This is a genomic window from Chryseobacterium jejuense (assembly GCF_900100075.1).
In the GTDB taxonomy this organism is placed as follows: Bacteria; Bacteroidota; Bacteroidia; order Flavobacteriales; family Weeksellaceae; genus Chryseobacterium; species Chryseobacterium jejuense.
Genome location: NZ_FNEG01000003.1, coordinates 119243 through 144957, shown reverse-complemented (window position 1 = coordinate 144957; position 25715 = coordinate 119243). Strand labels below are relative to the sequence as shown.

Sequence of the window (25715 nt, the reverse complement as noted above, 5' to 3'; positions counted from 1 at the left end):
CACACTTTTAACAGTTATTAATTTTTACTACATTTATAATAATAATTAAATACATTAATCATAAATTCAAAAATCACAACAGTCTACAACAATGTATTTTAAATCATTTCAATTCCTTCTGTTAGTCTGGTTACAATTCTGTTATAGCCAACAATCAGCTTCTGTATGGTATGATACAGACAATGGGCTTCCACAAAACAGTGTAAAAGATATTGTTAAAGATAAATATGGGTTTATATGGCTGAGTACAGAAAATGGTTTAGTACGTTATGATGGAAATAATTTTGTAAGTTATAATCAACTTAGTCTTAAAAATAACAGATTTTCGGCTTTTTTTGGAAGTGTAGAAAAGGACTCTATTTATAATTTCACAGCTTATGCTGAAAATATTGTTCTACTATCCAAAAGAAATGTAAGTATTTTACATGAGCAGACCAATTACACCAAGAAAGCACTGGATGAAAGCCAATCCTATGAATTATTTATAAAAAATGAAACCCCGGAAAAAATTGGTTATAAAAATTTCTTTCTTTATTTTAATAAAAACAACTTCTACCATTTTTTTAAGAATGGAACAATACAGTATAATGGAAAAAAAATAATATCAATACATGACAATTATATAGCAAATACATTTTGCTTGGGACAAAATATTTTTATTGTCTCAAAAACATTGAAAAAGATTATCAAAATCTCATCAGGAAAAGTTAGCTATTTAGATGCCCCAGACATTTTCTTCCAAAATAATATTAAAATATATTGGAGTCAAATTAATAATCAATGTTTTGTCTTTTATAATAATATTTTATATAGAGTCTCCTTTCAGCACCATGGTAATGGCATTGGCTTAACAAAATTAATAAATTATGATCTTAATGAGAATTCCCTAGCTTCCATTTACCATGATGAGACAAACAATAAACTCTACCTGGGAACTTTATCTGATGGGTTGAATATTATAAAATTTAATAATTTCCATGTTGCTAACACATCAGATAAATCTTATGAAAATATTTTTTATTCAATACTTCCTTTTGAAAATGATAAAGTAATTAGCTCTTCGGGAGACCTATACAATGAAAACAAACTGGTAAAACAATATCATTTTACTACTTCCAGTAAATATTTTTTATTATATGATGATCAGAAAAATATAATTGTTCAAAATAACCACACTCTACTTCGCTTCTTAAAAAATGGCGATTATACGAAAAAAGAACAGCTATATTTCAAAAAAACGCCTTCTTATGCATGGAATCTCAATGGTCACTATATTATTGTTTTTCACGGCCCTTCACTAAAATCCCAACTTGTTTTCTACAAAGACGACAGCTTCACCACTCCTATTTTACAGTTTGCCATCCCCAACATAGTAACCACTGTACATGAATATGACCATGATAAATGGATGGTAGGAACAAGAGATGCTCTATATATCATAGAAGCACCACCCTACAAACTCAGAAAAATATCTACCAAGTCTATAAATATTAGAGAGATTATAAAAACAAATGATGGAAATTTTTGGATCATGACCCAAGGAAAGGGCTTTTTTCTCTACAAAAGTGGCCAGCTCATCAAAATGCCTGAAGACAAAGATGGGTACCTCCTATTCTCCCATACCATACTGGAGGATAAAAAGGGGTTTTTCTGGATCAGCACCAATAATGGGTTATTCAAAGTACTGAAAAAGAATCTTCTCAAATACTCCAAAGATAAAAGCCATCCGGTATATTATTACAGATACAGCAAAGAAGATGGGTTTAATACCAATGAATTCAATGGAGGCTGTTCTCCCAGTTCGTCTATCCTTCCGAATGGAGATTTCGTTTTGCCTTCTATGAAAGGAATGGTATTTTTTAATCCTGAAAAAGTAAGAAGCTATTATCCCAAAAACTTCTTTATGGAAAGAGTTGTATTCTACGATCCCAAAAGCAGTATAGAAGGGAATACAATTAATCTTGAAAATAATTTTTATAAAGCCCTTATTTTAGTAGATGTGCCCTATTATGCCAACAGGGCTAACCTTCTTATTGAAGCCAAATTGAAAGGCTCTAATAATGAAAAATGGGAAAAGGTAGAAAGTGATGGTAAATATTATATATCTAACCTGAAACCTGGCCAGTATCAGCTTTTGGTAAGAGTCTTAACATCTCCAAAAGGAAACTATATTTACAGAACACTCAATATCAACGTAAAGCACCTGTTCTATCAAACACTGCTTTTTAAAGCTTTAATCATCTTAGTCCTATTATTCATAATAATAAAATTGTTCAAACTAAGAATCAGAAGACAGGAATTGAAGAAGAAAGAGCTTGAAAAGATCATTGAAATAAGAACTCAAAAATTATTAAAAACCGTTTCAAAACTTGAATATACCAAAGAACAGTTACGAAAAGAGAGTGTACAGCAGAAAAAACTACTAGAGACCATTAGTCATGACATTATCACCCCGGTAAAGTTCTTATCAATTACTGCCAAGAAATTATACGAAACCAATGAACATGATCATTATATCCAAAAAAAATACTTTGAAAGCTTTTACAAATCTTCTATAGAATTCTACAATTTCGTTAAAACCTTAAAAGAGTATGCCGAAATTTATAATATTTCTGAAAAGAATGAAGTATATAATCTCTTTGAGATTATTGACAATAAAAGAACGCTGTTTGAAGTGGCAGCCAGAGAGCAGAACACCCGTATTATCAACAACGTAAAAGACCCTACTGAATCAAATATTAACCAGAATGTCATCGCAGTCATTATCCATAACTTAATAGATAATGCTATAAAAAATACCACCAATGGGATCATAGAACTGTCTACCATTGAAGATGAACATATCTTTTTCCTGGAAGTAAGAGATACAGGAAAAGGTATGAGCCAGGAACAAATGAAATATTATGAAAAACTGCAGAATAATATAGAAAATGAAAAACTGGTTTTACAAAAATACAGTTTGGGACTACATCTTATTCTCCAGCTGCTCATGATGATTAATGGTAAAATAGAATTTAAAAACAATACTCCCAATGGAACCATTGTTTCCATTAAAATAAAAAAACAAAAATATGGATAGAAAAATCATTATTGCAGACGATCATTTTGTAGTAAGATTAGGAACCACACTTATTCTGGAGTCACATTACAAAGATGTAAAGATTTCCTGCGCAGAATCTTATACAGACCTCACCGAGCAGCTATATGCTGAGCATTTTGATTTATTAATTCTGGATATCAATATGCCGGAAAGTAAGTATTTGAGCATGATTGGAGAACTAAAAACAATACAGCCCAGTCTTAAAATTTTAGTATTCTCAGTGTATGACAATGATATTGCGGTACAATACATCATTGAAGGAGCAGACGGGTACATTAATAAATTATCTGATGAAAATAATATTCTGGAAGCGGTAGAACAGATATTTGAAACAGGAACCTATTATTCCCAGGATATCGTAAAAAAACTGGTTTCTTCAGCGAAAAAAGATACTCCGATTAATCCACTTGAAATATTATCAGAAAGAGAGAAAGAAATATTCGACTTACTGGTGAAAGGGTATGGAAATATCGAAATCTCAAACGAGCTCAATCTTCACCTCTCAACAGTGAGCACTTACAAGGCAAGGGTTTATAAAAAGTTGAACATTAAGAACGCAGTTGATCTTGTGAGACTGGCAGATAAAAATCAGGGATATCCGAAGAGTTAATTAAAACGGTGTAAAAAATGACCCATCATTATCCATATTTTCAACTTTTAAAACACAAAAAAACGGAATAAATATTCCGTTTTCAATCATCTGTATTCTATAAGAATCGTAAAGTTATTTATACCTTTTTGATTTATTCTTTTTCTGTAATTGATCGGTTATCTTAAGAAGCGTATCAATTTGTTTTTTTTGCAGATCAATCTGCTTTTGCTGTTCTATAATATGTAAATACAATTCTTCTACTTTTTCCAGAGTTTGGGTAGACAATTTGGTAAGGTCAAAAGAATATCCATCTTCCGTTTTTTCCAATTCCTTAATAGAAGTTACTCCCGGTAAGTGTTTATTTTGCTGGATAAACTTTTCCGTATCATATATACTGGAGAACGTATAGTTTGAATTAATGCTTGATGTACCATCGAAATACTGGTCAAAAACATAATCAGGATAAGTAGCTGCAGCTGTTTTGATACTTCCGTTCACGCTTAATTTTTCAGAACCGAAAGTAGGCTCAGTAGTATATCCTACAGCTAAATTCTTCATAGTAGTTACATTCCCTGCTGGAGACATCTTCATTTGCACCTGTCCTAAAGCACCTGCACTGGGTGTTGTTGTAAAATCAATTCCAGTAGGAGTAACTGTATTCGCCGTTCCTAAAGAAAGAGAAGTACTGTTTCCAGCAGCCTTAATCTGTGCAGCAGAGTTGGTATCACAAAATATAAATAAGGAATATGCTCCTCCATTAGAAAACCCCATTGAAGTTCTTGTCCCTATACCGGAATCCTGAACAATTCCCAAGCCACTGCTATTATTAATGGTTGTAGTCTGCTGATTTACAAATTTTAAATCTTTACCATTTTGAGTAACAGTTCGGGTACTGGTAAGAGTTCCGTCTGCATTATAAATATTATTATAGATCAGTTTTTGCCATACTGTACCATCAAAATAATAATACCCAATACTGTCAATATTAAGTCTTGGTCCTACATTATCCCCTGCTGATATATCGGTAATATATACCAATGCTCCTTTCTGATTAGTTCCATAAAGCGTATTACCTTTAGCAGAAAGCTGTGCTCTGGTAAGTCTGGGTGCCTGAAGCCCATCAATATCAGTAGGTCCAAGTTTTCCATGAACATCCAATGTAGAATTTGGGGTTGTAGTATCAATCCCAACTCCTGCAGTCTGTGCAAAAATGCTTGCAGACATACCCAAAAAGATTGCTGTTAATAAAGTTGTTACATTTTTTCTCATTGCCTTAATTTTAGTATTTTAAAAGTGAAAAATATTAGAAGAGTAAATAGATGTGCCTCACAGATCCCACTTGTACCGGTTGATATAAAGCAAGGAAAAACACTCTCCTTACTGAAGGAGGCTAAACGAAAAATATAGAAAATACGGTTTAAGAATTAACAAGTAGAATTGAATTCCTTATCAAAAGGAAATTCAGTCTTATATAAAATATAGTTCTATCGAATTTTTTTGTTACTACCTGGGGATTTTAAATAATATTTTTTTATTTGTATTTTCATCATTGCCGGCTAGATAATTCTTCTATTTCTTACGTATTGAATTAATTAACTTTTAACGGTACAAATTTAGAATATGAAATGTAAAAATTAAATTTATACATGTAAAAACAAACCGTCACCCTTATAGTATTTTGTCCTGCTGATGTAGTTTAAAAATTACAAAAAGAATTGTTGCTGATAGAAAAAAATAACTATGATAATAGTATTTCATCTCCCATATACGTGGAGGGAAGCTCTATCACAAAAAATCCCTCTTATCAAATCGAAAAGAGGGATTATGTATTTAAAATTAGTAAATAACCAACTTATTATTGACGATTAATCATCATTGAAGCAACTTTACAGCTTCTTCATTATTTTGCATCTGAGCATGTTTCAAGGCTGTATTTCCTCTGTTATCCTTCGCATTCTTATCTGCTCCATTTTCTAAGAGCAGTTTGATGATGTCTGTTTTGCTGAAAACAGCTGCATAAATAAGAGCGGTGGCCTCATTATAATTCTTCATATTCATATTCGCTTTATAGGAAATTAATAATGAGATCATTTCTTTGTACCCTTTAAATGTTGCCCCCATTAATGCAGTATTACCGCTTTGATCCTGCAGATCAGGCTGAGCTCCATTTTCAAGCAGCCATTTGGTTGCGGTATAATGATTATGGTATACAGCCAGAATAAGAGGAGTATAACCTTCAGCATTCTTAGCGTTAATTTCTTTTTTAAACTTAGAAATTTCTTCTACATTTCCAGTCTTTGCATTAGAAAAAATGTCTTGTGCATTCGTTTTGCAGATTGCCAAAAGTATCATAATGGCAGAGATGAAATATTTCATTATTCTTATTTTGAAGATAATAAAGATTCCAGTTGCTGACGGTCCATTTTAATATATTGGGCCAATCTTTTTCCATAGTTAGCATCTGCCTGATAGAAGTAAGAGATCATTTTAGCTACTACTTTCTTATTCTCCACACCACTCAGAGCAGTTCCAAGATTTTTAATCAGATTATCCTGATCTTTTTTAGAGAAAGACCTGTAAAGCTCTCCGGCCTGTTTAAAATTATTTTCCTTATCTATTTTCTCCTGTACTGTTGATGTACCTGCAGGAAAAACAGTTTGAGAATATTTGAACTTTTTATTTTCAGTAACTTCAGGCCTAGCCACTGAAGGCTGATAGTTCACTTCCCCAGTCTGAGTTCTCATAGACATGTAGCCGTTTTGGTTATAGGTCATTACATCAGCTTTTGCAGCATTAACGGGTAGCTGTTGGAAATTTCCTCCAATTCTGTGTCTCTGGGTATCAAAATAAGAAAAAAGCCTTCCCTGCAACAGCTTATCTTCTGACGGCTCAATTCCTGGAACAAGAGTCCCTGGCGAAAAAGCAGCCTGTTCTATCTGTTGAAAATAATTTGTTGGGTTTTGGTTAAGAGTCATTGTTCCAGCCTTAACAGACTTTGCAATAGATTCCGGCCATACTTTGGTTACATCAACCGGATTGAAATCAAGTTTTTCAAAATCATCCTTTTTCAGCATCTGTACGTATAAATCCCATTTTGGAAAGTTTTTATTCTGGATAGAATTATACAGATCTCTGGTAGCATACTCAATTTGTATAGATTGAATTTTATCTGCTTCTTCCTGCGTAAGATTCTTTTCACCTTGTTTTGGAATCCATTTATATTTCACATAAGTGACTTCTCCTTTTGCATTCACCCATTTAAAAGCATGCACGCCATTGCCCTGCATTTCCCTGTAATTGGCAGGAATCCCATAATCAGAAAACAACCAGGTTAACATATGAGTAGCTTCGGGAATATTAGACATAAAATCAAATACACGATTATTATCGGAAGCATTATTAGTAACCGGAGATGGTTTAAATGCGTGTACCATATCAGGAAACTTAATTGCATCTCTAATGAAAAACACCGGTAAATTATTTCCTACCAAATCGTAATTTCCCTGATCTGTATAAAATTTAACTGCAAACCCTCGTGGATCTCTAAAGGTCTCCGGAGACCCCTGCTGATGGACTACTGTAGAAAACCTCACCAACAAAGGTGTCTTTTTGCCTGCTTTGGATAGAAAATCTGCCATTGTAACGTCTGAAAAATCAGCATCCGCAACAAATTCTCCGAAAGCACCAGCCCCTCTGGCGTGTACTACCCTTTCCGGAGTTCTCTCCCTGTCAAAAGCCGCTAACTTTTCAATTAAATGAATATCTTCCAATAAAACCGGTCCGTTATTCCCTACCGTTTTAGAGTTTTGATTATCTCCCACAGGACTTCCGGTGTTCGTCGTAAGTTGTTGAGAAAAGACCGTAGAGGTAATAAGAATCCCAGCTAAAAACACATTTTTTTTCATAATTTTTATTTATAGTGGGGCAAATATAGAAAGATGACTTCGTGGTTTCATCTCAATAAATTCAATTCAGATAATTTATTAAATCTATCAATAAAATTTATTCAATAGATATTATCTACTATTTTTAATATAATAGAAATTCTAAAATAGAAATCCAAAAAGAAGTCCGACAATTAAAATTGTGCTTCATGTAGTTTTATAACTACAGTATTAATAATTTATTTTACCAAGGATTTACATAATTTTGCTGAATTAAAACATGGCGAAAAAAACTGGGCAATCCCCTAAAAAACACTCGAATAATTTCGTTTAAGAAAATCAGCAGCATTAATATTTCATATTAACTTAATTGCTAAAAAGTAGAAACTTCGAACATCAGCAGTTATTAAAGATAGGTCTATGCGGCTTATCTTTTTTGAAATATAATTACCTGATGATGTAAAAAAAGACGAATACTTCAAAATAAAAAAACACTCATATACTCATTGTATGAAACAAAAGATTATTTCACTCATTGCCCTTGGTATTTTGACAGCATGTAATCCATCTTCTCAAAATAAAAGTTCAGGGGAAAATTCAGACCTATCCTTAAACACCGATGCCAAAACCACTGAACTTAGAGGAAAATGGCTACAACCGATTCCCGGACAGGAAAAAGAGAAACAGGGTTTTGAACTTCATGACAATGGAGTTGCTTCATCATTAAATATGCATACTTTACTGTATGATCAATGGAGGGTTTCTCATGATACTCTTTATCTATGGTATCATACTGAAGGAGTGCAAAATATGTCAAATGACATTGACACCTTACTTATCAAAAAGCTTGATAACAACCAGTTAACAGTTACGTCTTTAATAGGAAATTCTGGCATGGAACAAACTTATAATAAAGAGAAATAGATTTTGATACCTATTTCTTGTTCTTATTTACATCTGTTTCTATTCATCTAATCTTCATTTGTGTAAGGCTATTCCTGTATTTATAGCAATAGAAAATATAAGAATAAGATCTTTTCAAAATCACTCTAGAATTATGTAACAACGAAAGACTTCGCATTTATTTAACAGGGCTAAAATTAACATACTTAAATATCACATTTACAAAATATTACACTCTTAAATCTGATCAAAAAAAGATGGAGTAAAACTTCCATAATCTACATAACCTGTAATTTTAAATCTAATCTTCTGTAGTTTAAAAACGATATCTGATTTTTCAGTCAACTGCCAGATAGTACTAACTTTAAACGATTACATTATCAGCATATTTATCATTTCTAACATTAAAAAATGTTTTATAAAACACTTCTATTTTTATTTTTAATAAACATACAATTTTTTAATAGTCAGCAAGCTGCTGTATGGTATGATACGAATAACGGACTTCCCCAAAACAGCGTAAAAGACATCACTAAGGACAACTACGGATTTATCTGGCTGAGTACAGAAAACGGGTTGGTGCGTTATGATGGATATAATTTTGTTACCTATAACCATCTTAACCTTAAAAATAACAGATTTACTTCTTTTTTTGGAAGTAAAAAGAAAGATTCTATTTATAATTTAACAGCTTATAATGAAAATACGGTACTGATTTCTAAAAGGAATATCAGCAGCTTAAACCAACCGTCAAACTGTTTACAAAAAGTGTTGTATGAAAGTAAGTCTCATTCAGTTTTTACAAAAAACGGAATATTGGAGAAGCTTGATAGTAAAGACTTTTTTATCTATTTTGATAAAAACAATTACTATCATTTACTGAACGATGCCACCATCCAATACAAAGATCGTAAAATTGAAACCCTGAAGCACCTTCGTAAGGATTATATATTAGGAACCTTCTGTTTTGACCAGACCATTTTCATTATTTCTAAGGCACTGAAAAAAGTGATTACAATTAACGGTGAAAAAATAACGTATCTGGACGCCCCTGAGATTTTTTTCAAAAAAGATATGACAGTGTATTGGAGCCAAATCAACAATCAGTCTTTTATTATCCGGGATCATAGCTTATATAAAATATTCTATGAACAAAACACCCTTAGCATAAAAAAAATAGCAGAGTATGATTTTAATAAAAACTCGCTCTCCTCTATCTATCATGATGAAGTAAACAACAAACTATATCTGGGAACTTTATCTGATGGGTTGAATGTCATCAAGTTTAATAATTTTCATGTGGTTAATAAATCAAATACGTCTTATGAGAATATTTTCTATTCAATACTGCCTTTCGAAAATGACAAAGTAATAACTTCTTCGGGAGATGTATACGATGACAACAAACTGGTAAAACAATATCACTTCAAGACTTCCAGCAAATATTTCCTATTATATGACGATCATAGAAATATAATTGTTCAAAATAACCAGTCTTTACTTCGTTTCTTCAGCAACTCCGGTTACACGAAAAAAGAACATTTATATTTCAGAAAAACCCCCTCTTATGCTTGGAATCTTAATGGTCATTATATTATTGTTTTTCATGACCCTTCATTAAGATCCCAACTTGTTTTCTACAAAGACGACAGCTTCACCACCCCTATTTTACAGTTTGCTATCCCCAATATTGTAACTACTTTACATGAATATGGTCATAATAAATGGATGGTAGGAACAAGGGATGCTTTATATATCATAGAAGCACCTTCCTACAAACTCAGAAAAATATCTGCCAGGCCTCTAAATATTAGAGAGATTGTAAAAACAAGTGATGGAAATTTTTGGATCATGACCCAGGGAAGCGGCTTTTTTCTCTATAAAAATGGCCAGCTCATCAAAATGCCTGAAGACAAAGATGGATATCTCCTATTCTCCCATACCATTCTGGAAGATCAAAAAGGATTTTTCTGGATCAGCACGAATAATGGGCTATTTAAAGTACTGAAAAATAACCTGCTCAGTTATTCTAAAGATCAAAAATCTCCAGTGTATTATTATAGATACAGTAAAGAAGACGGGTTTAATACCAATGAATTTAATGGAGGATGTTCTCCCAGTTCCTCCATTCTTCCGAATAGAGATTTCGTTTTGCCTTCTATGAAAGGAATGGTATTTTTTAATCCGCAAAAAATACGAAGTTATTATCCCAAAAACTTCTTTATGGAAAGAGTTGTATTCTACGATCCCAAAAGCAATATAAAAGGGAATACAATCAATCTTGAAAATGATTTCTATAAAGCTTTGATTTTAATAGACATACCTTATTACGCCAATAGGGCCAACCTTATTATTGAAGCTAAATTGAAAGGCTCTAACAATGAAAAATGGGAAAAAGTAAACAAGGATGGTAAATATTATATATCGAACCTAGAGCCGGGCCAGTATCAGCTTTTGGTAAGGGTATTAACATCTCCAAAGGGAAATTATATTTATAGAACACTCAACATCAATGTACAACATCTATTCTATCAAATATTCATCGTTAAGTTTTTCTTTGTTTTATGTCTCTCTCTTATAACATTAAAACTGATAAGATTGAGAATGAGAAGGCAGCAACTGAAAAAGAAGGAACTTGAAAAAATCATTGAAATAAGAACTCAGAAATTATCAAAAACCGTTTCAAAACTTGAATATACTAAAGAACAGTTACGAAAAGAGAGTGTACAGCAGAAAAAACTATTAGAGACTATAAGCCATGACATTATCACTCCAGTAAAGTTCTTATCAATCACTGCCAAGAAATTATACGAAACCGATGAACATGATCATTATATACAAAAAAAGCATTTTGAAAGCTTTTACAAATCTTCTATAGAATTCTACAATTTCGTTAAAACCTTAAAAGAGTATGCCGAAATTTATAATATTCCTAAAAAAAATGAAGTCTATAATCTTTTTGAGGTCATTGAAAATAAAAGTACTCTTTTCGAGGTTGCAGCCAGGGAACAGAACACCCGTATTATCAATAATGTGAAAGACCCTACTGAATCAAATATTAACCAGAATGTTATTGCTGTCATTATCCATAACTTAATAGACAATGCTATAAAAAACACCACCAATGGGATCATAGAACTGTCTACCATTGAAGATGAACATATCTTTTTCCTGGAAGTAAGAGATACAGGAAAAGGCATGAGCCAGGAACAAATGAAATATTATGAAAAACTGCAGAACAATATTGAAAATGAAAAACTGGTTTTACAGAAATACAGCTTAGGGCTACACCTTATCCTTCAGTTACTCATGATGATTAACGGGAAAATAGAATTTAAAAACAATATACCTAGGGGAACAATTGTTTCAATCAAAATAAAAAAACAAAAATATGGATAGAAAAATCATTATTGCAGATGATCATTTTGTAGTAAGATTAGGAACCACACTTATTCTGGAGTCACATTACAAAGATGTAAAGATTTCCTGCGCAGAATCTTATACAGACCTCACTGAGCAGCTATATGCTGAGCATTTTGATTTATTAATTCTAGATATCAATATGCCGGAAAGTAAGTATTTGAGCATGATTGGTGAGTTAAAAGCAATACAGCCTAACCTTAAAATTTTAGTATTCTCAGTGTATGATAATGATATTGCGGTACAATACATTATTGAAGGAGCAGACGGGTACATTAATAAATTATCTGATGAAAATAATATTCTGGAAGCAGTAGAACAGATATTTGAAACAGGAACCTATTATTCCCAGGATATCGTAAAAAGACTGGTTTCTTCGGCTAAAAAAGACACTCCTATCAACCCGCTTGAAATATTATCTGAAAGAGAAAAAGAAATATTCGACTTACTGGTGAAAGGGTATGGCAATATCGAGATTTCAAATGAGCTCAACCTTCACCTATCAACCGTGAGCACTTACAAGGCAAGGGTTTATAAAAAACTGAATATAAAAAATACAGTTGATCTTGTGAGATTGGGAGATAAAAATCAGACCCATAAATTTAAATAACATTATATAGGATGATAGCAATATAATTAACCTTTTTTCTCCAATAGCTTTGTGATATTTCAATCTTTCTAACATAATAAAATGAAAATCTTTATCATAAAAAATCATCAGGAGTTGCTCATCAATATCTAGCTTATTTACACTTTAAAATCCAATTGAAAAGCACAAAAAACGCTTACACTTTAATTACTAATTTTTGATTTTTTAAGACAAAAAAACTAATAAAAGGAAATTTACTTAACTATATTTACATTCATCATATGCTAAATTTTGTTTAATCTACAATAATACAAGACTAATATAGAATAGCATAAAATTAAACTTATATGATTTCACATTTATGAAATCCCTTTATTGAAGGGCAATTAAATTAAATGTAGTATGTGTGTAGACATAGCCTAATCTTAATTTACAAAAGAAAATAAGAAGGAACATTGTTTTTTATTTTAATTTTAATTCACACAGAATAGATTATTTTTTTTCTGTGTTCAAAAAAACCACTAATCAATATAAAAAAACAACGTTATGGAACTACACAAAAAGATCTTATTAGGATCATTAATTTCAATGGCTATGGTATCATGTAATACTACAAATGACAGCATAGAAGAAAAAGCTCCACAAGACCAACAATCACTTTCAGGATTATTAGCCATTCCTCAATCAGACATCCCTGCAGGTTTCGAAAAAACACAAATGTGTAAAGATGTTTATCTTCCAGGAGAGGATAAGGCTCCAGGAGCAGCCTCAAAGGGAGCTGTTATTACCAGTAAAAAATGGACAAATGGTAGTGTTATCACTGTAGGCCTTTATGGAGGTAGTACCTATGTTCGTAACAAAGTGATACAATACGCTAATGAATGGTCCAAATATGCCAATATTACTTTTAATTTTGTTTCCAGTGGAACACCACAGATTCGTGTAACATTTACATCTGGTGCCGGATCTTATTCATATATAGGAAAAGATGCTCTTAGTATCGCCTCTAATAAAGAAACCATGAACTTCGGCTGGTTTACAGACTCCACAAGTGATACAGAATTCAGCAGAACAGTCATTCATGAATTCGGTCACGCCCTTGGAATGATCCATGAACATCAACATCCTTTAGCTGCTATTCCATGGGATAAGCCAAAAGTATATGCTTATTATGCAGGTGCTCCAAATTACTGGACTCAAGCTCAGGTAGACAATAACCTTTTTGCAAAATATTCAACTTCACAAACACAATATAGTGCTTACGATACACAATCTATTATGCACTACAGCATCAGCTCAACGCTAACCACAAATGGATTCAGTGTTGGAAGCAATACAGTTTTATCTCCCACAGATAAACAATTTATCGCAACAGTATATCCAAAATAAGAAATCCACTTATCTCAATAGGAGTCTACCTTGTCAATCAGGGTAGACTTTGTTTGCTTATATAGAGTTGAGTAAAATAGTTTTCCAGTTATTATAATAAAAAAGCCCTCTCAAAGAGAAGGCTTAATTATGTACTTTATAAAAAGATATCAATTACACAATTTTCGTTACAGGTACACATCCGCAAGCACAGTCCCAAATGTCCTGCTCTGGATGGCATTCATAAATAGACTCACATCTATAGATATATCCAACTCTACAATAAGTTGGACCTGCCCCTTTGATTGACTTCATACTGTCTCTTGTGATTTTCTTTAAATTTTTCATAGTTATTTATTAATATATTAGTTTTTTAGAACATATAGTTCTTATTTCCAAATATAACCAAATAAAACTAATTACAAAATGCTAATCAAATTTTATTACATATTTCATTGGATTAATTAAGATCTCGTTTTCTATTACGTTCTTTATAGTTCTATCAATTTGACTTTAAGATCTTCACTGATCAAGCATTGTTTCGAAATTTTAAATTTCCAAAAACAAAGCAATAGCGTGAATGTGTATTAACCGACGAGAAATTTTATCTTACTTATTTTTCTCAATCAGTTCAATAATTTTTAGAGCGACACCATTTGAGGATTGAAAATTTTGTCCAGTAATAATTCTACCATCTTGTTCAACATGAGATACATTTCCTTTTGAAAATTTAAAAGTTCCTCCTCTTTCTTCTATGGTCTTCTGAATTAAGAATGGAAAATGTTTAAAATATTCACCATCCTGTTTTTCAAAAGAATCAGGATAGCCACTTATTATCTTTCCCTGAACTAAGAATTTGCCATTTTTAGTTCTTAAGTTAACAATACCTGCTGTTCCATGACATACCGAAGAGATAATACCCTTGTTATCTTCATATATCTGCATCGAAATGCGTTGAATATCTGAATTTTCAGGAACATCATACATCGCACTTCCACCTCCAATATAATGAACTGCTTTGTAATTTTTATAATCAACTTGTTTAGGGTTCAAAGTATATTTTATAGCGTACATAAAGTCTTGATTATATAAATATTGCTTTTGCAAGCTATCAGAGGTATTGATATAAGCCAAAGGAATATCACCGCCTTTCGGACTTACAAAATCAACAGTATACCCTGAATTGACAAAAGTATCGTAAGCATTTACAATTTCAGCAAAGCTATTTCCCGTCGAAATTGTAGATTTTCCATAATAATGAGCATTGGAAACAATGAATAATATTTTTTCCCCGCTTTTATTGCTTGTTTTGCTGCTTGCTGATTTACTGATTATTTTCCATTCACCCTGAATTTTCTTTAACAAGAACATATCCATAAATTCTTGCTTTCTTTCAGGAATAAGAATCTCTGCTTTTGCCATAGCAATATCATTAAAGTATTCTATAGAGATAATTTTCCCGATACGACCGTTAAATTCTCCTTTATTTCCTTTTTGAAACCAGTTGACATATTCTGAAGCCGGAACGATCCATAAAGGTTTTTCTTTGTGGCTTAGAAAAAGATTGGCTTCGGCATAAAAAGCCTTACTTATATTATCAGGTTCATTATAAGATGTACCATTAATATAGTTTTGAATACAATTCTCAATGAGAGATTGTTCCGATTGTGCAAAGCATCCATTTGATAAGAATACACATAAAATTGCGAAAAAGATTTTTTCCATAAACGTTGGATTTTAATGATTTAAAAACGTTTCGCAAAAATATATTGCTTCCCTTTTAAATCATTCCAAGTTTATCATCATGAAGTACGAATGTATATTTTAGGAGTAAAAATTACGTTTTTTGATAATTTGAAGGCGTAGTTCCTGTAATTTTTTTAAATGAACTATAGAATGTACTGCTTGAATTAAACCTGGATTCAAAACCCACAGCATCTATTTTCAACTGAGTACTTTCTTTTAAAAGTCGTTTTGCTTCATCAATTCGATATTCATTGATGAATTGAGTAAAACTTTTATTCAAATTAGCATTAATAAATTGTGATAGCAATTGAGGGCGAATACTTAATTCTTTTGCTAAAATGGATAAGGTGAGATCAGGATTAGTATAGATTTTCTTTGTTTCAAAAAGTATATTAATTTTTTCCTGAATCTCCTTTACCAACTTTTCATCTATTTTGTTGATGTATTTTTCTTTACTAATGACCGAAATTAACGTTTTGTTTTTTGCATAATAAATCAAAAGGAAAGAAATGTAAAAACTGAAGGAAAAAGTCAAGGCTCCGGAAATATAGGAGGTATATCTGGATAAAGAATAGGAAAGCCAAATGGCAAAAACACCACCAATAACTGATAATACCCAAGTTTCTTGATAGCTAATTTGGTTGCGATAGGTTACCAGCTTCCTAAAAATTTGTCTGGCCTCATAAATGGATAATACAATAAAAATAAACCATTGAGTATTTATAAAATAATAAATTATTCGTCTCCATAGCTCAGGGTTTTCCTTGTATGGAAGAAGAAAACCAAAAACGCTTATCGCTATCATGAGAAAAATGAGACTATATTTTGCAAAAGAATAATTAAGATTTTGCAGTATTGACCTAACAAAAAAATACAATAGCGGACCAATAAAAAAACAAGCCGACAAACCTATTTGCAAATATGTTTTTGACAACTGAGGATTAAAATTATAAAATACAGATTTTCCGATCCTCGTACTTAAAGCTAGCAACAAAAGCCCCAAAAATAAATCTGATATCTCTTTATTTCTCTTGAAGAATAAAAAATAGAACCCCAAAATAACACTATTAAAAACACCTATAGCGCTTAAAAAAAATAATATTTGATTGTCAATATTCATTCGTTGAAAATATGTTTTCTTTTGGAATTATTAGCAGTTATCGATTTTAAATCCATAATGTCATTAGATTTTCACCACAAAACTTCTTTATGAAACCGATATTCCAAATTTAGCAAAAACTTTTTCCCGTTGTTGCTTTCCGGTTGAATAATGGCTGATTTTCATTTGCAGAAATAAATTTTGTAGAGCATTCTCCAAAAAACATCATTAGCCAACCTTGCATGAAATCAGAGTTGATTTTTCTTGTTTATAATTGGTATAACTTTCTTTAGGCTCAAAGTCTGGAGACTTTGCGCAGCGGTGTAGTTTCCAACAATTTCTCTTTTTTCCTATTTATAATTTTTAGTATCTAAAAACGTCTGCATAGGAGTTTTGCCATAACAATGTTTTCCTGTATGAGTTCTTTCATTATTGTAATCTTCCAACCAAAAACTTCAATCCTGATTTTCGGTCTTTTAAAATCGAATTTTAAATTATAAATCAGTTAATGTGATAATCTAATTTTGACCTTACCAGGTAAGGCTATGTCATGTTTTATACAATAATCTATGAATTTACCATTTTCAATTACTTCAAATGCTGAAGACTTTGCACATTCTATTGTTGCATAATGTTTTTTACTCTTAATATTATGAATTTTAAGACTAAAATAATCATCTACTCCCTCTATTATGATTTCAAATAGATTCTTCTTAATTGACTGCATGGCTCCAGAACTTTTCCATTTCACAGAATTAATAAAGTTTTTTTTTCGACTTTCAAATCTTCTTAATGATTCGAGGTGATTTGACGCTTCTCTACTATCAGTTAAATTATCACAACAAAGTGTCCCAACTTGCAATGCCCCCCATTTTTCATGATAAATATGAAAAATATATCTGATATTACTTCCACAATTTTCACATTCTCCAATTAGATCTTCTAAATCTTCTTCACCACTGTATTCCCATCCAAAATTAGGTTTTATTTTCCCATGTTCCATCGCGTGGCAACCTTTACATAAAGTGATACATTCTTCGGAAGCATATTCCCATAACATTCTACCTTTTACATATTTTTTATGATGAACCTGAAGAATAACTTCAAATGAGTTCCTACCACATATAGCACACTTATAACCATCAGATTCAATAATGTCATCACGAAATTCTTTCCAAATTTTACTATTGTATTTATTCTTCATAATTATTCAATGCTATTACTTTTTAAATCTGATTCTTAGATATTCCTTCCAAACATATAAAAGTAATGCGTCAAAAGGTGTCGTATTTTTTATTTTTTATTTAACTATATTGTTTTTCCAATAAATGGAAATAATAGCTAAAAGGTTTTCCATAGTAATTTACATTTCTTTCCTTATTTTTATAAGATATTAGGGTTTTTAGTATAATCCTCTCTTTATTAATATACTTATTACTTAGTTGTAACTTAAAATCAGTCTCATTGATTTTATTATACATTGAAGATGTTAGCTTGAACTTAGATGATAATACTTTGAGCGAAACCAATTCATCTCGAATTATTATTGAATCAAAAATGGATACTTTAGGAATGCAACTAAATAAAAACTTAGGAATGAATACATCTTTTTTATTATTTGCATTTGACAATTCCTTTTTCAAACGAGCAATTTGTTTATTTCTACATCTATCTAAATTCTTTAATTGTCTAGCAATATGATTGTTTTTTGATAACCGATTGAAACCTTTTGCCCAGCAAAAATCATTTTCTATATAAGCGTAGTTTTTTATGTTAACTCTACCAACAGACATCCCAACCAATCTATTACATACAGATTCTATTATAGTATCTTTAGATTTTCTTTGTCCTTTTTTTAGGCTTCTTAATGTTAAATCTATAAGGTTTTGTTGCTTTAATTTTTCTTTCTTTAATGATCTTTTTCTAACTCTAATCTCATTATTAAAAGAAACCTCATATCCTACAAATCCAATCCATTTTGTTGAATTACGAAATGAACCTGACCATCTGTATGGGCTTTTCGATTTTGTATCTTCAGACCAAAACTCCTTTAAAATTTGTTTATTATTAAAATTGAAGTTCAAAGGTAGATGAGGAACTAATTTAAGTTTCTTTAGACTTTCATTATAGACTTGATAGTAATCCTCACATTGTTTTTTATTGGGATGAATAATTACCATATCATCACAAAATCTTACATAATGTAGTTTGCTGTCTTTCTTCTTTAATAATTCTAAATCTGCAAAATGTAATACCATATTTGCAATAAGTCCTGATATTGCTCCGCCTTGTGGTACTCCAACTCTATTATGATTGACGCTTTTATAATATTTCAGGTCTTTCAAATCATCATCAATCCATCCAAAATAACCATTATCAATCTTATACTGTTGCCAATAATCAGAGTATTTTTTATGGTTGTAAATTTTAACATTGTGAACAAAGGAATATGATTCTAAATATTTATAAAAAATCCTTTTAGCGTTGGAATCAATAACTAGATTACTTTGCGAAATTAGTTTTTTAAAACACTCTTTTACAATTGTATGGTTCACTGAATCGTAAAACTTACTAATATCACATTCACTAACATACAGTTTTTTCCCCTTATAATCTGATTTGTATTTTAATATAGAATCCATTGCGTGATGATGAGATGTAACCACTTTTTTTCCTTTATAAATTCTTTTTGGTCGGAATGCATGTGACTCTGGAAAAAAATGCTCATCAAAATATTCTGATAAATATTTATTAGTTAAACTTATTATTATTCTATCCTTTAAATTATAAAGGGCAATTGGACGGCATTTTGATTGATCTTTTTTGGAAAGAGGAATTATTTTTGGAGATGTAAAACAAAAATTAGTATTTAAAATTGAGTCCTGAATATCTTTTACGAACTTATTAAGGTTTATTATAAATAATTCATTAGGATGTTTTTCCTTATAATAACGGATGGTTTCAAATAAAGAATCAGCATTGTTTTTTATACTATCTATCTTTTGATAATTAGTAATATAACGTCTTTTCTTTTTAAGTGTTTTCCATTTTCTGCGTGGTGGCAAAATAGAATTTAATAAATCTAAATCTTCATCAGTTTTATCTTGATTTTTCTTGTGGTTTAGATGATAATTGGTTCTGTTATCTGATGAAAGAAGGTGAATCAAGTGTTTTTTACTTCTTTGTTTAGCTATTTTAGCTCTAATTTTACAAATGAGAGTTAATATTTCTTCTTCAGAAAAATAAGTTTGTAACACGATTATAGTTTTTTTATAAGCAATAGAGAGTCCCTGAATTAAAAAGATAAATACTGAACATTGTCTTTGAATTTCCTGCCACTTAATTTCAATATTGATTACAGTGTCAACACTAACAACCTGCTAAATAAAATTTAGCCGCTGTCTAGGTACTCTCTATTAGCTATTATTTGTAACCTTTTTCTTTTGCTAAATGAACTATAGTGCTAAAGTTAATAGTTTCTTTTGAATTATAATAGCAATCCTGTAATAATATTAAACATTCCGACTCATTAAATTTCATTTCATCCAACTTACTCAATTCAATAAAGTATTTTCTTGCTAAATCAAAGGTAAATGTATTTGATATTCCAAATGCCACTCTTAACCATTCATCATAGGAATGAGTTATAGACCTTTTTTCTCTTTTAAGATAATTGATGATTTTTAGTATTTCTCTCTTATTAGATGGAGAATTTTTTCCAATAGCATTATGTAATGCGAACTTATTTGTTGCACCTAAATTTTTATTAATGTTTATCTTTATCCTTGATGCAGATTGACTTATTAATTCTAGATATTCATCTTGATTAATTTCAAACTCAAAATATGAATTTTTTATGGTGATATTTTCGTCACATGAGATGAAGCATAGTCTAGTATAATCACTGCCACTTTTATCAAGCTCAATATTATATTTTTCTAAAAAATAAGCAGAAACTTTTTTAAATGCTCTTTTATGATGAAAGTCTATATTTTCATTATTTAATTGAACATCATTAAATTTCAGTTTAATAATCCCTTTTAATCCTGCTCCCGATGGGGAAACCCAATTAGCAATTATAAAATTATCATTATCTAAAATTTCTTTGATAGATTCAATCGTTTGAGTATCTAGTTTATCAATATCAATTACTAATATATTGTTATATTTAATAATTCCTTCTTTCTTCCTATTATTCTCTTTAAATAAAGCACAAAAGGTGACCACAGGAAGATTCTTTTTCTTAATTGAATATAGCTCACTTCCAGATTTATATAAATCATTTAATTCAAGAGTAAATAACCTAGCTTTATCACTTTTAATTTCTTCAAAAATATCATGTAAAGTTATAACAGTCGAATTTGAATTTCTAAGATTACTTAGATAACTAATCTGTAAATCTTTCATCATTACTAATTTTCTCTTTAGAAATGCCAAGATAATAATTAAGATTGAATAATAAAATTATCATTTACAATATTCAAATTGTATTGTCAAATATATCTAATATCAGACAATCATTATATTTATTTAAATTATTTATTATGAAATATTACACAGAAGAAATTATTAAGTACAATGCCAAGATTTCTATTTACAATCTAATTTATAAGAAATTTAAGTTTGAATGGTGGCTCATAATTATTATTCCACAATTGATTCCTGCAATAGGAGCGTTTATCTTTTTAGCATTCAAAATGTATATTTGGACAATTGTATCTATGGCTATTATGACCTACCTATTGGTTAAATTATTGAAATTTAGAAATAATAAAATTAAAATTATTCTGAGAAAAAATTATAGCTATGCTTTGAATCAAGATAATGATTTTAATTACAAATCATTTTTAGAAATCCAAAAAGTAGAATTAAAGGAATTGTTAGGAAATACCTTGGTTAAGAAAGATAGTCTGCTTTTTCTGATAGATATACTTCCTAATCAACAAAAAAAATACTCTTACACAATCACAGTTCAAACTATTATAATTTATATATCAATTGTTACAGGTGCTTTTTTATCCAAGTTTTTAGATTTTGCAAAAGATATACAGGATTTTAAAGCAGGAGCCATAAGTCTTTTATTAGCTTTATTTATGGTTGCATATATGGTGATTATGGCTGATATATTTATTATAAAAGATTTTGTTCAACAATATATAAGAAATCAAAATAGATTAATAAGAGCGCTACAAAATATCTACTTGGAAGAATATACTGAATAAGATTAATGAAGTAGTCGATACTTTGATATTGTAAAAAAACCTTGACCGAATTAAGTCAAGGTTAATTTTATTTACATTTTTGTAATTGTTTTAAACACTCTTGGTGAATTATCATTATTAAAAATGCGATCCTTAAAATCTTTGTAATATTTTAGCCTGCATTGTAGTGAACAGGTGAAACGACCAAAATTATACGGTTCATAATAATCTCTAAACCCATCACATCTTAAGAGTCTGAAAATGTAAAAATCTTTTTCCTTAGTTACATGAGCTTTATAAATAACCCTGTTGTTATTAATTTCTAAAATCATTTTATACTTTTTTACAAGTATACAATATGAGCTAATTATTTATAGGTTTGCTAAATTTCAAAAAACCTTCAAAGGAATATCTAATATTCAAACTCATTTTCCTTTGTTGTATGAGGATATTGAGATCTTTAAGGTTACTATAGATGAGCAAGGATCGTTCAAGCTGTCTCCTAGACTTTTGCAACATGTTGAATCGGATTGTGTGATTGATACTATTACAAAACAGATTGCAAAAACAAATCCTGATATGCCACTTTGGACGATACACGATTCTTTCTGTACTACACAAAGTTGGTTTCCAGTTCTGGAATATATGGTATAGGAGCTATTTTTAAGCTATTCTGGAGGTGAGTTATGTGTATACGGATGAGTGCCTGAAAGTGGCTTAAAAGTCTAATATTAAAAGGGATTGCTATAAAAGCGATCCCTATATTTTTTTTATTTTCAGATTGCTAATTTCTGACATTTTAAATACTTCGGTATACTTAGTAGATTTATTATATAAAAATAAGTATTCATTGGTTTTGCCTAAAAATAAAAAAGATCTATTTGATTGAATTTGTTTGTTATTATAGTTAAAAATAATCTCATTATAAGGCTTTTCATTTTTAATATTATTAATATCAGTAAATGCTTTTAGTATTGGAAATATTATTAGTAAAGAAGAAATGAATATTAAACTATATTTTTTAGAAAATTCAATGCTTTTATCCAGCCAAAGTAATAATGAAGCAAAAAAAGCTATTATAAACGTTTGTAAAAAATATAACTGAATATCTAAAGGGAAATCAATGATAAATATTAGAATAGAGTTTATTACTGCTAAAACCATTACAGTCTTCGCAATTTTTTTCGTATTTGTAAATCTAAGAATTTCTTCACCATATTTTTTTCTAAAATAATCTTTGATATATATAAAAGGTAAATAAATTAGAAAAGATAAAACAGATATTAAATAAAATGCTAAATCATTAATAAATAACAATGTGAATTCTGATAATCCAATATATTCATTTATATTAATGCCAAAATATTGATAAAAAATAAAGTTTCTAATTATACTACTAAATAAAATTAGTATAGAAAAAAAGGGAATAATTTTTGATATTTTCTCAATATTTTCTGTCATTTTCTTTTTTTTATAAAATTAATTTATTATTGGTTAATACGGGGTTTAATTTCATCACCAAAAATCACTGTTCCATTTTCAATTGTATATGGGTGAATACTTTGGTAATTACCATCTAAAGAAAGAAATACTTCTGTAACAATAACATCTTTTCCATCAACTGTACCATTCCAGGCAATAGCAGTAGCTGGGATATCTTCGTCCTTTAGATCTTCTCTTACTCCTTGTATTAGTAGATCATACATTTCGTTTGAATCAATTGTTTCAGAATAAGCACCAATGTAAGTCAAATCGCCATTTGCTCTAACGTATGTACCAAAAAGAGCAAACTCACCATTTTCTTTTAGAAATAATTCTGCTTGCTCCATCAAAGAGTTTAATAATTTTTCGATGTTGTTCATGCTAGATTTTTATTCGATAAGGATCACTCTTCTTTATCTGAATCCATTTTAACCAAGTAAATTTGTCTGATTAAAGTCTTTTAATTCAAAATAACAGTTTTCACAAATTAGTTTTATCCCAGCAAATTTTTCTGATTCTTCATTCCAGCCATTATATTCAGTTCTGACTTTTTCACATTCACTACACCATGCTTGAAAATCATCTTCTTCATCTAATTCCATTCCAAGATAAGTTTCAAATGCTTCTTCAAAACCTTTTGGGGATTCAAGGTTTAGGTGTTGGCAAACAAATGCAGGTCTTGAATAACCATGACTGCCACAATCAACTGTTTTTTGTTTTAGCTTTTTTATTTCAGGTGAAGATTTATCAACAAGATTTGTAATCAACATAAATATATCCAAATTATCAGTATTGACTTTATAAACACCTATACCGTTAACAAAATTTAAGCAGATTGACGATAATTCCCAACCGTCATATTCATCACTTGAAAAAGTCCCATTATGAAGTTTTTCATAATTATTTTCAATTCCAAATTCTTTAACTACCAAAAGTTGATTTTTACTTTTTTCAATGGAATGTTTATTAAACCAGCTCCACATCCATGTTTCTGATTTTAAAGAGTGAGTTCCTACAGAAACATATTTAAAATATATTTCATCATCATCATTGTTGTACAACCTTAAAAGTTCTGTTTCACCGTCATAAAACCAGTTTGCATACGAATCAATTTCAAAAGTTTCTTTAAACTTCTCTTGAATCTGAATTAAATTATCAAAACTTTGCCTGTTGTATTGTTCGTAATTCATTTTGTGTTTATTGTCTTTTAATTACTGGGGAGAGTCTGGAACATCATCACTTGATTTTGCCCAACGTATTGGGTAGCCATTTTTAGTTTCTTTTAAATCGGTACGTTCCATTTTTATCAAATCACTTTTTATATAATATTTATCTTTCTCTTTGTAGATAACCGCTAAAGGATCTACAGTTGATTGATTATTATCAAAAATATATAACTTGTTGTCTGTGGATTTGTAGTTAATTTTATAACTAAATTGAATATCTCCACTAAATCCAAATTCATTATTATCCTTAGAAATATTTATGTAGTAGTTTCCTTGTTTTTCGCTGTCAATATTATAAGGATACAGCCAGTAAATACCATCCCAATTTATTTTTTGCGTTATCATTGAATTCTTAGATAAATCTTCTACCTTGTCTTTTTTAAATACTACTACATAATTTTTTGATGAATCAAGATCTTTAATATCAATGATTATAGATTTATAATCTGGAACCGTAATCAGATCTTTTTCTAAATCTAAGCTAAGTAGATGATTATTATCTATTTTTTTAATCTTGGAATAATTTTCATAGTCTGCGGGACAACAGGATTTCAAATCATTCTCTGTCATACTTCCGTAATATTTTATAAAAGTATTATATGATTGATTATAAATTTTTTGTTTATTCGTTTTTACAAAATTTTGAACCCCAATATCATTGTAAATCTTTTCAAATGAGGGAAGAATTGATTCTGAATTTATTTTTTTTGAAATAATATAACTTATAGGTAAATAATTTGATTCTTTTTCGTTCCCAATAAAATTAAAACTAATATCATATTTTATATTAATATCAGTCTTATGATTACTTAAAACTTTTATGTTTTTTCCATCAATATTATCCGATTCTAAAAATTGTTTAGTAATATAGATTGTATCATGCTTGTTTATAACTTCATAGTCTTCATTAATGCTTTCATCTATTGATGTTAGTTCACCAATTGATACATTCAAATCATTATTAATTTTAATGTTTAAATAATTTTTTGACTCTGTTGGGAGTTTTCCAGATGATTGATTAATTTCTTTCTGGTTATTTTTTTGGCAGCTAAATATTGAAAAAAAACCAATTAATAAGCCGATTAAATATTTCATTACTGATAGT

Annotated in this window: 20 protein-coding genes; 7 read left to right on the top strand and 13 right to left on the bottom strand. The window is 30.0% G+C overall.

Going from position 1 to position 25715, the window contains the following annotated elements:
- The first annotated feature begins 91 nt into the window (after positions 1-91).
- Positions 92-3079 carry a ligand-binding sensor domain-containing protein gene (locus BLS98_RS09785; protein WP_089736006.1) on the top strand — a complete coding sequence of 996 codons (2988 nt, stop codon included), beginning with the start codon at positions 92-94 and terminating at the stop codon, positions 3077-3079.
- Entirely contained in the window at positions 3072-3710 is a 639-nt protein-coding gene (locus BLS98_RS09780) for a response regulator (protein WP_089736003.1), read from the top strand. The genes BLS98_RS09785 and BLS98_RS09780 overlap by 8 nt, the downstream gene beginning before the upstream one ends.
- A 114-nt stretch (positions 3711-3824) precedes the next feature.
- Here the strand turns inward: BLS98_RS09780 and BLS98_RS09775 are convergent, their stop codons facing one another.
- The 3 genes from BLS98_RS09775 to BLS98_RS09765 form a co-directional block, all read right to left on the bottom strand.
- Entirely contained in the window at positions 3825-4961 is a 1137-nt protein-coding gene (locus tag BLS98_RS09775; RefSeq protein ID WP_089736001.1) for a hypothetical protein, read from the bottom strand.
- Positions 4962-5564: 603 nt separating this feature from the next.
- The gene (locus BLS98_RS09770) at positions 5565-6068 is read right to left on the bottom strand and encodes an ankyrin repeat domain-containing protein (RefSeq protein WP_089735999.1); all 504 of its coding nucleotides are present in this window, start codon (positions 6066-6068) and stop codon (positions 5565-5567) included.
- Between the two features lie 5 nt (positions 6069-6073).
- Positions 6074-7597 (bottom strand): catalase, encoded by a 1524-nt coding sequence (locus tag BLS98_RS09765; protein ID WP_181575085.1) that lies wholly within the window; start codon positions 7595-7597, stop codon positions 6074-6076.
- A gap of 489 nt (positions 7598-8086) precedes the next feature.
- Between BLS98_RS09765 and BLS98_RS09760 the strand changes: the two genes are divergently transcribed.
- The 4 genes from BLS98_RS09760 to BLS98_RS09745 all read left to right on the top strand — a co-directional run bounded on the left by BLS98_RS09760 (position 8087) and on the right by BLS98_RS09745 (position 13877).
- Complete coding sequence (locus tag BLS98_RS09760; protein WP_089735995.1) at positions 8087-8500, top strand: lipocalin-like domain-containing protein; 414 nt, start codon at positions 8087-8089, stop codon at positions 8498-8500.
- Between the two features lie 390 nt (positions 8501-8890).
- Positions 8891-11878 carry a ligand-binding sensor domain-containing protein gene (locus BLS98_RS09755; RefSeq protein ID WP_089735993.1) on the top strand — a complete coding sequence of 996 codons (2988 nt, stop codon included), beginning with the start codon at positions 8891-8893 and terminating at the stop codon, positions 11876-11878.
- Entirely contained in the window at positions 11871-12509 is a 639-nt protein-coding gene (locus BLS98_RS09750; protein WP_089735991.1) for a response regulator transcription factor, read from the top strand. The genes BLS98_RS09755 and BLS98_RS09750 overlap by 8 nt, the downstream gene beginning before the upstream one ends.
- A gap of 525 nt (positions 12510-13034) precedes the next feature.
- Positions 13035-13877, top strand: a complete 843-nt coding sequence (locus tag BLS98_RS09745; protein ID WP_089735989.1) for a M12 family metallopeptidase — start codon at positions 13035-13037, stop codon at positions 13875-13877.
- 153 nt (positions 13878-14030) lie between these two features.
- Here the strand turns inward: BLS98_RS09745 and BLS98_RS23805 are convergent, their stop codons facing one another.
- The 6 genes from BLS98_RS23805 to BLS98_RS09720 all read right to left on the bottom strand — a co-directional run bounded on the left by BLS98_RS23805 (position 14031) and on the right by BLS98_RS09720 (position 21108).
- Positions 14031-14204, bottom strand: a complete 174-nt coding sequence (locus BLS98_RS23805) for a bacteriocin-like protein (RefSeq protein WP_428140907.1) — start codon at positions 14202-14204, stop codon at positions 14031-14033.
- Between the two features lie 261 nt (positions 14205-14465).
- On the bottom strand, positions 14466-15581 hold the full coding sequence (locus BLS98_RS09740) for a nuclear transport factor 2 family protein (protein ID WP_089735987.1): 1116 nt from the start codon (positions 15579-15581) through the stop codon (positions 14466-14468).
- Between the two features lie 112 nt (positions 15582-15693).
- Positions 15694-16722 carry a helix-turn-helix domain-containing protein gene (locus BLS98_RS09735; RefSeq protein WP_089735985.1) on the bottom strand — a complete coding sequence of 343 codons (1029 nt, stop codon included), beginning with the start codon at positions 16720-16722 and terminating at the stop codon, positions 15694-15696.
- Positions 16723-17206: 484 nt separating this feature from the next.
- Positions 17207-17905 (bottom strand): HNH endonuclease, encoded by a 699-nt coding sequence (locus BLS98_RS09730; RefSeq protein ID WP_089735983.1) that lies wholly within the window; start codon positions 17903-17905, stop codon positions 17207-17209.
- A 100-nt stretch (positions 17906-18005) separates the two neighbouring features.
- Positions 18006-19958: a reverse transcriptase/maturase family protein gene (locus BLS98_RS09725; RefSeq protein ID WP_089735981.1), complete on the bottom strand. Its 1953-nt coding sequence runs from the start codon at positions 19956-19958 to the stop codon at positions 18006-18008.
- A 166-nt stretch (positions 19959-20124) separates the two neighbouring features.
- On the bottom strand, positions 20125-21108 hold the full coding sequence (locus BLS98_RS09720) for a BT4734/BF3469 family protein (RefSeq protein ID WP_167356202.1): 984 nt from the start codon (positions 21106-21108) through the stop codon (positions 20125-20127).
- A 137-nt stretch (positions 21109-21245) separates the two neighbouring features.
- Between BLS98_RS09720 and BLS98_RS09715 the strand changes: the two genes are divergently transcribed.
- Positions 21246-21923 carry a hypothetical protein gene (locus tag BLS98_RS09715; protein WP_089735977.1) on the top strand — a complete coding sequence of 226 codons (678 nt, stop codon included), beginning with the start codon at positions 21246-21248 and terminating at the stop codon, positions 21921-21923.
- Between the two features lie 738 nt (positions 21924-22661).
- Here the strand turns inward: BLS98_RS09715 and BLS98_RS09700 are convergent.
- Genes BLS98_RS09700 through BLS98_RS09685 form a run of 4 tightly spaced genes read right to left on the bottom strand, consistent with a single transcriptional unit; the run spans position 22662 to position 25705 of the window.
- Complete coding sequence (locus tag BLS98_RS09700) at positions 22662-23363, bottom strand: hypothetical protein (RefSeq protein ID WP_089735971.1); 702 nt, start codon at positions 23361-23363, stop codon at positions 22662-22664.
- A gap of 26 nt (positions 23364-23389) precedes the next feature.
- Positions 23390-23764 carry a hypothetical protein gene (locus tag BLS98_RS09695; RefSeq protein ID WP_089735969.1) on the bottom strand — a complete coding sequence of 125 codons (375 nt, stop codon included), beginning with the start codon at positions 23762-23764 and terminating at the stop codon, positions 23390-23392.
- Positions 23765-23812: 48 nt separating this feature from the next.
- Positions 23813-24574: a DUF6882 domain-containing protein gene (locus BLS98_RS09690; RefSeq protein ID WP_089735967.1), complete on the bottom strand. Its 762-nt coding sequence runs from the start codon at positions 24572-24574 to the stop codon at positions 23813-23815.
- A gap of 21 nt (positions 24575-24595) precedes the next feature.
- Positions 24596-25705 (bottom strand): hypothetical protein, encoded by a 1110-nt coding sequence (locus BLS98_RS09685; RefSeq protein WP_089735965.1) that lies wholly within the window; start codon positions 25703-25705, stop codon positions 24596-24598.
- Positions 25706-25715 lie beyond the last annotated feature (10 nt).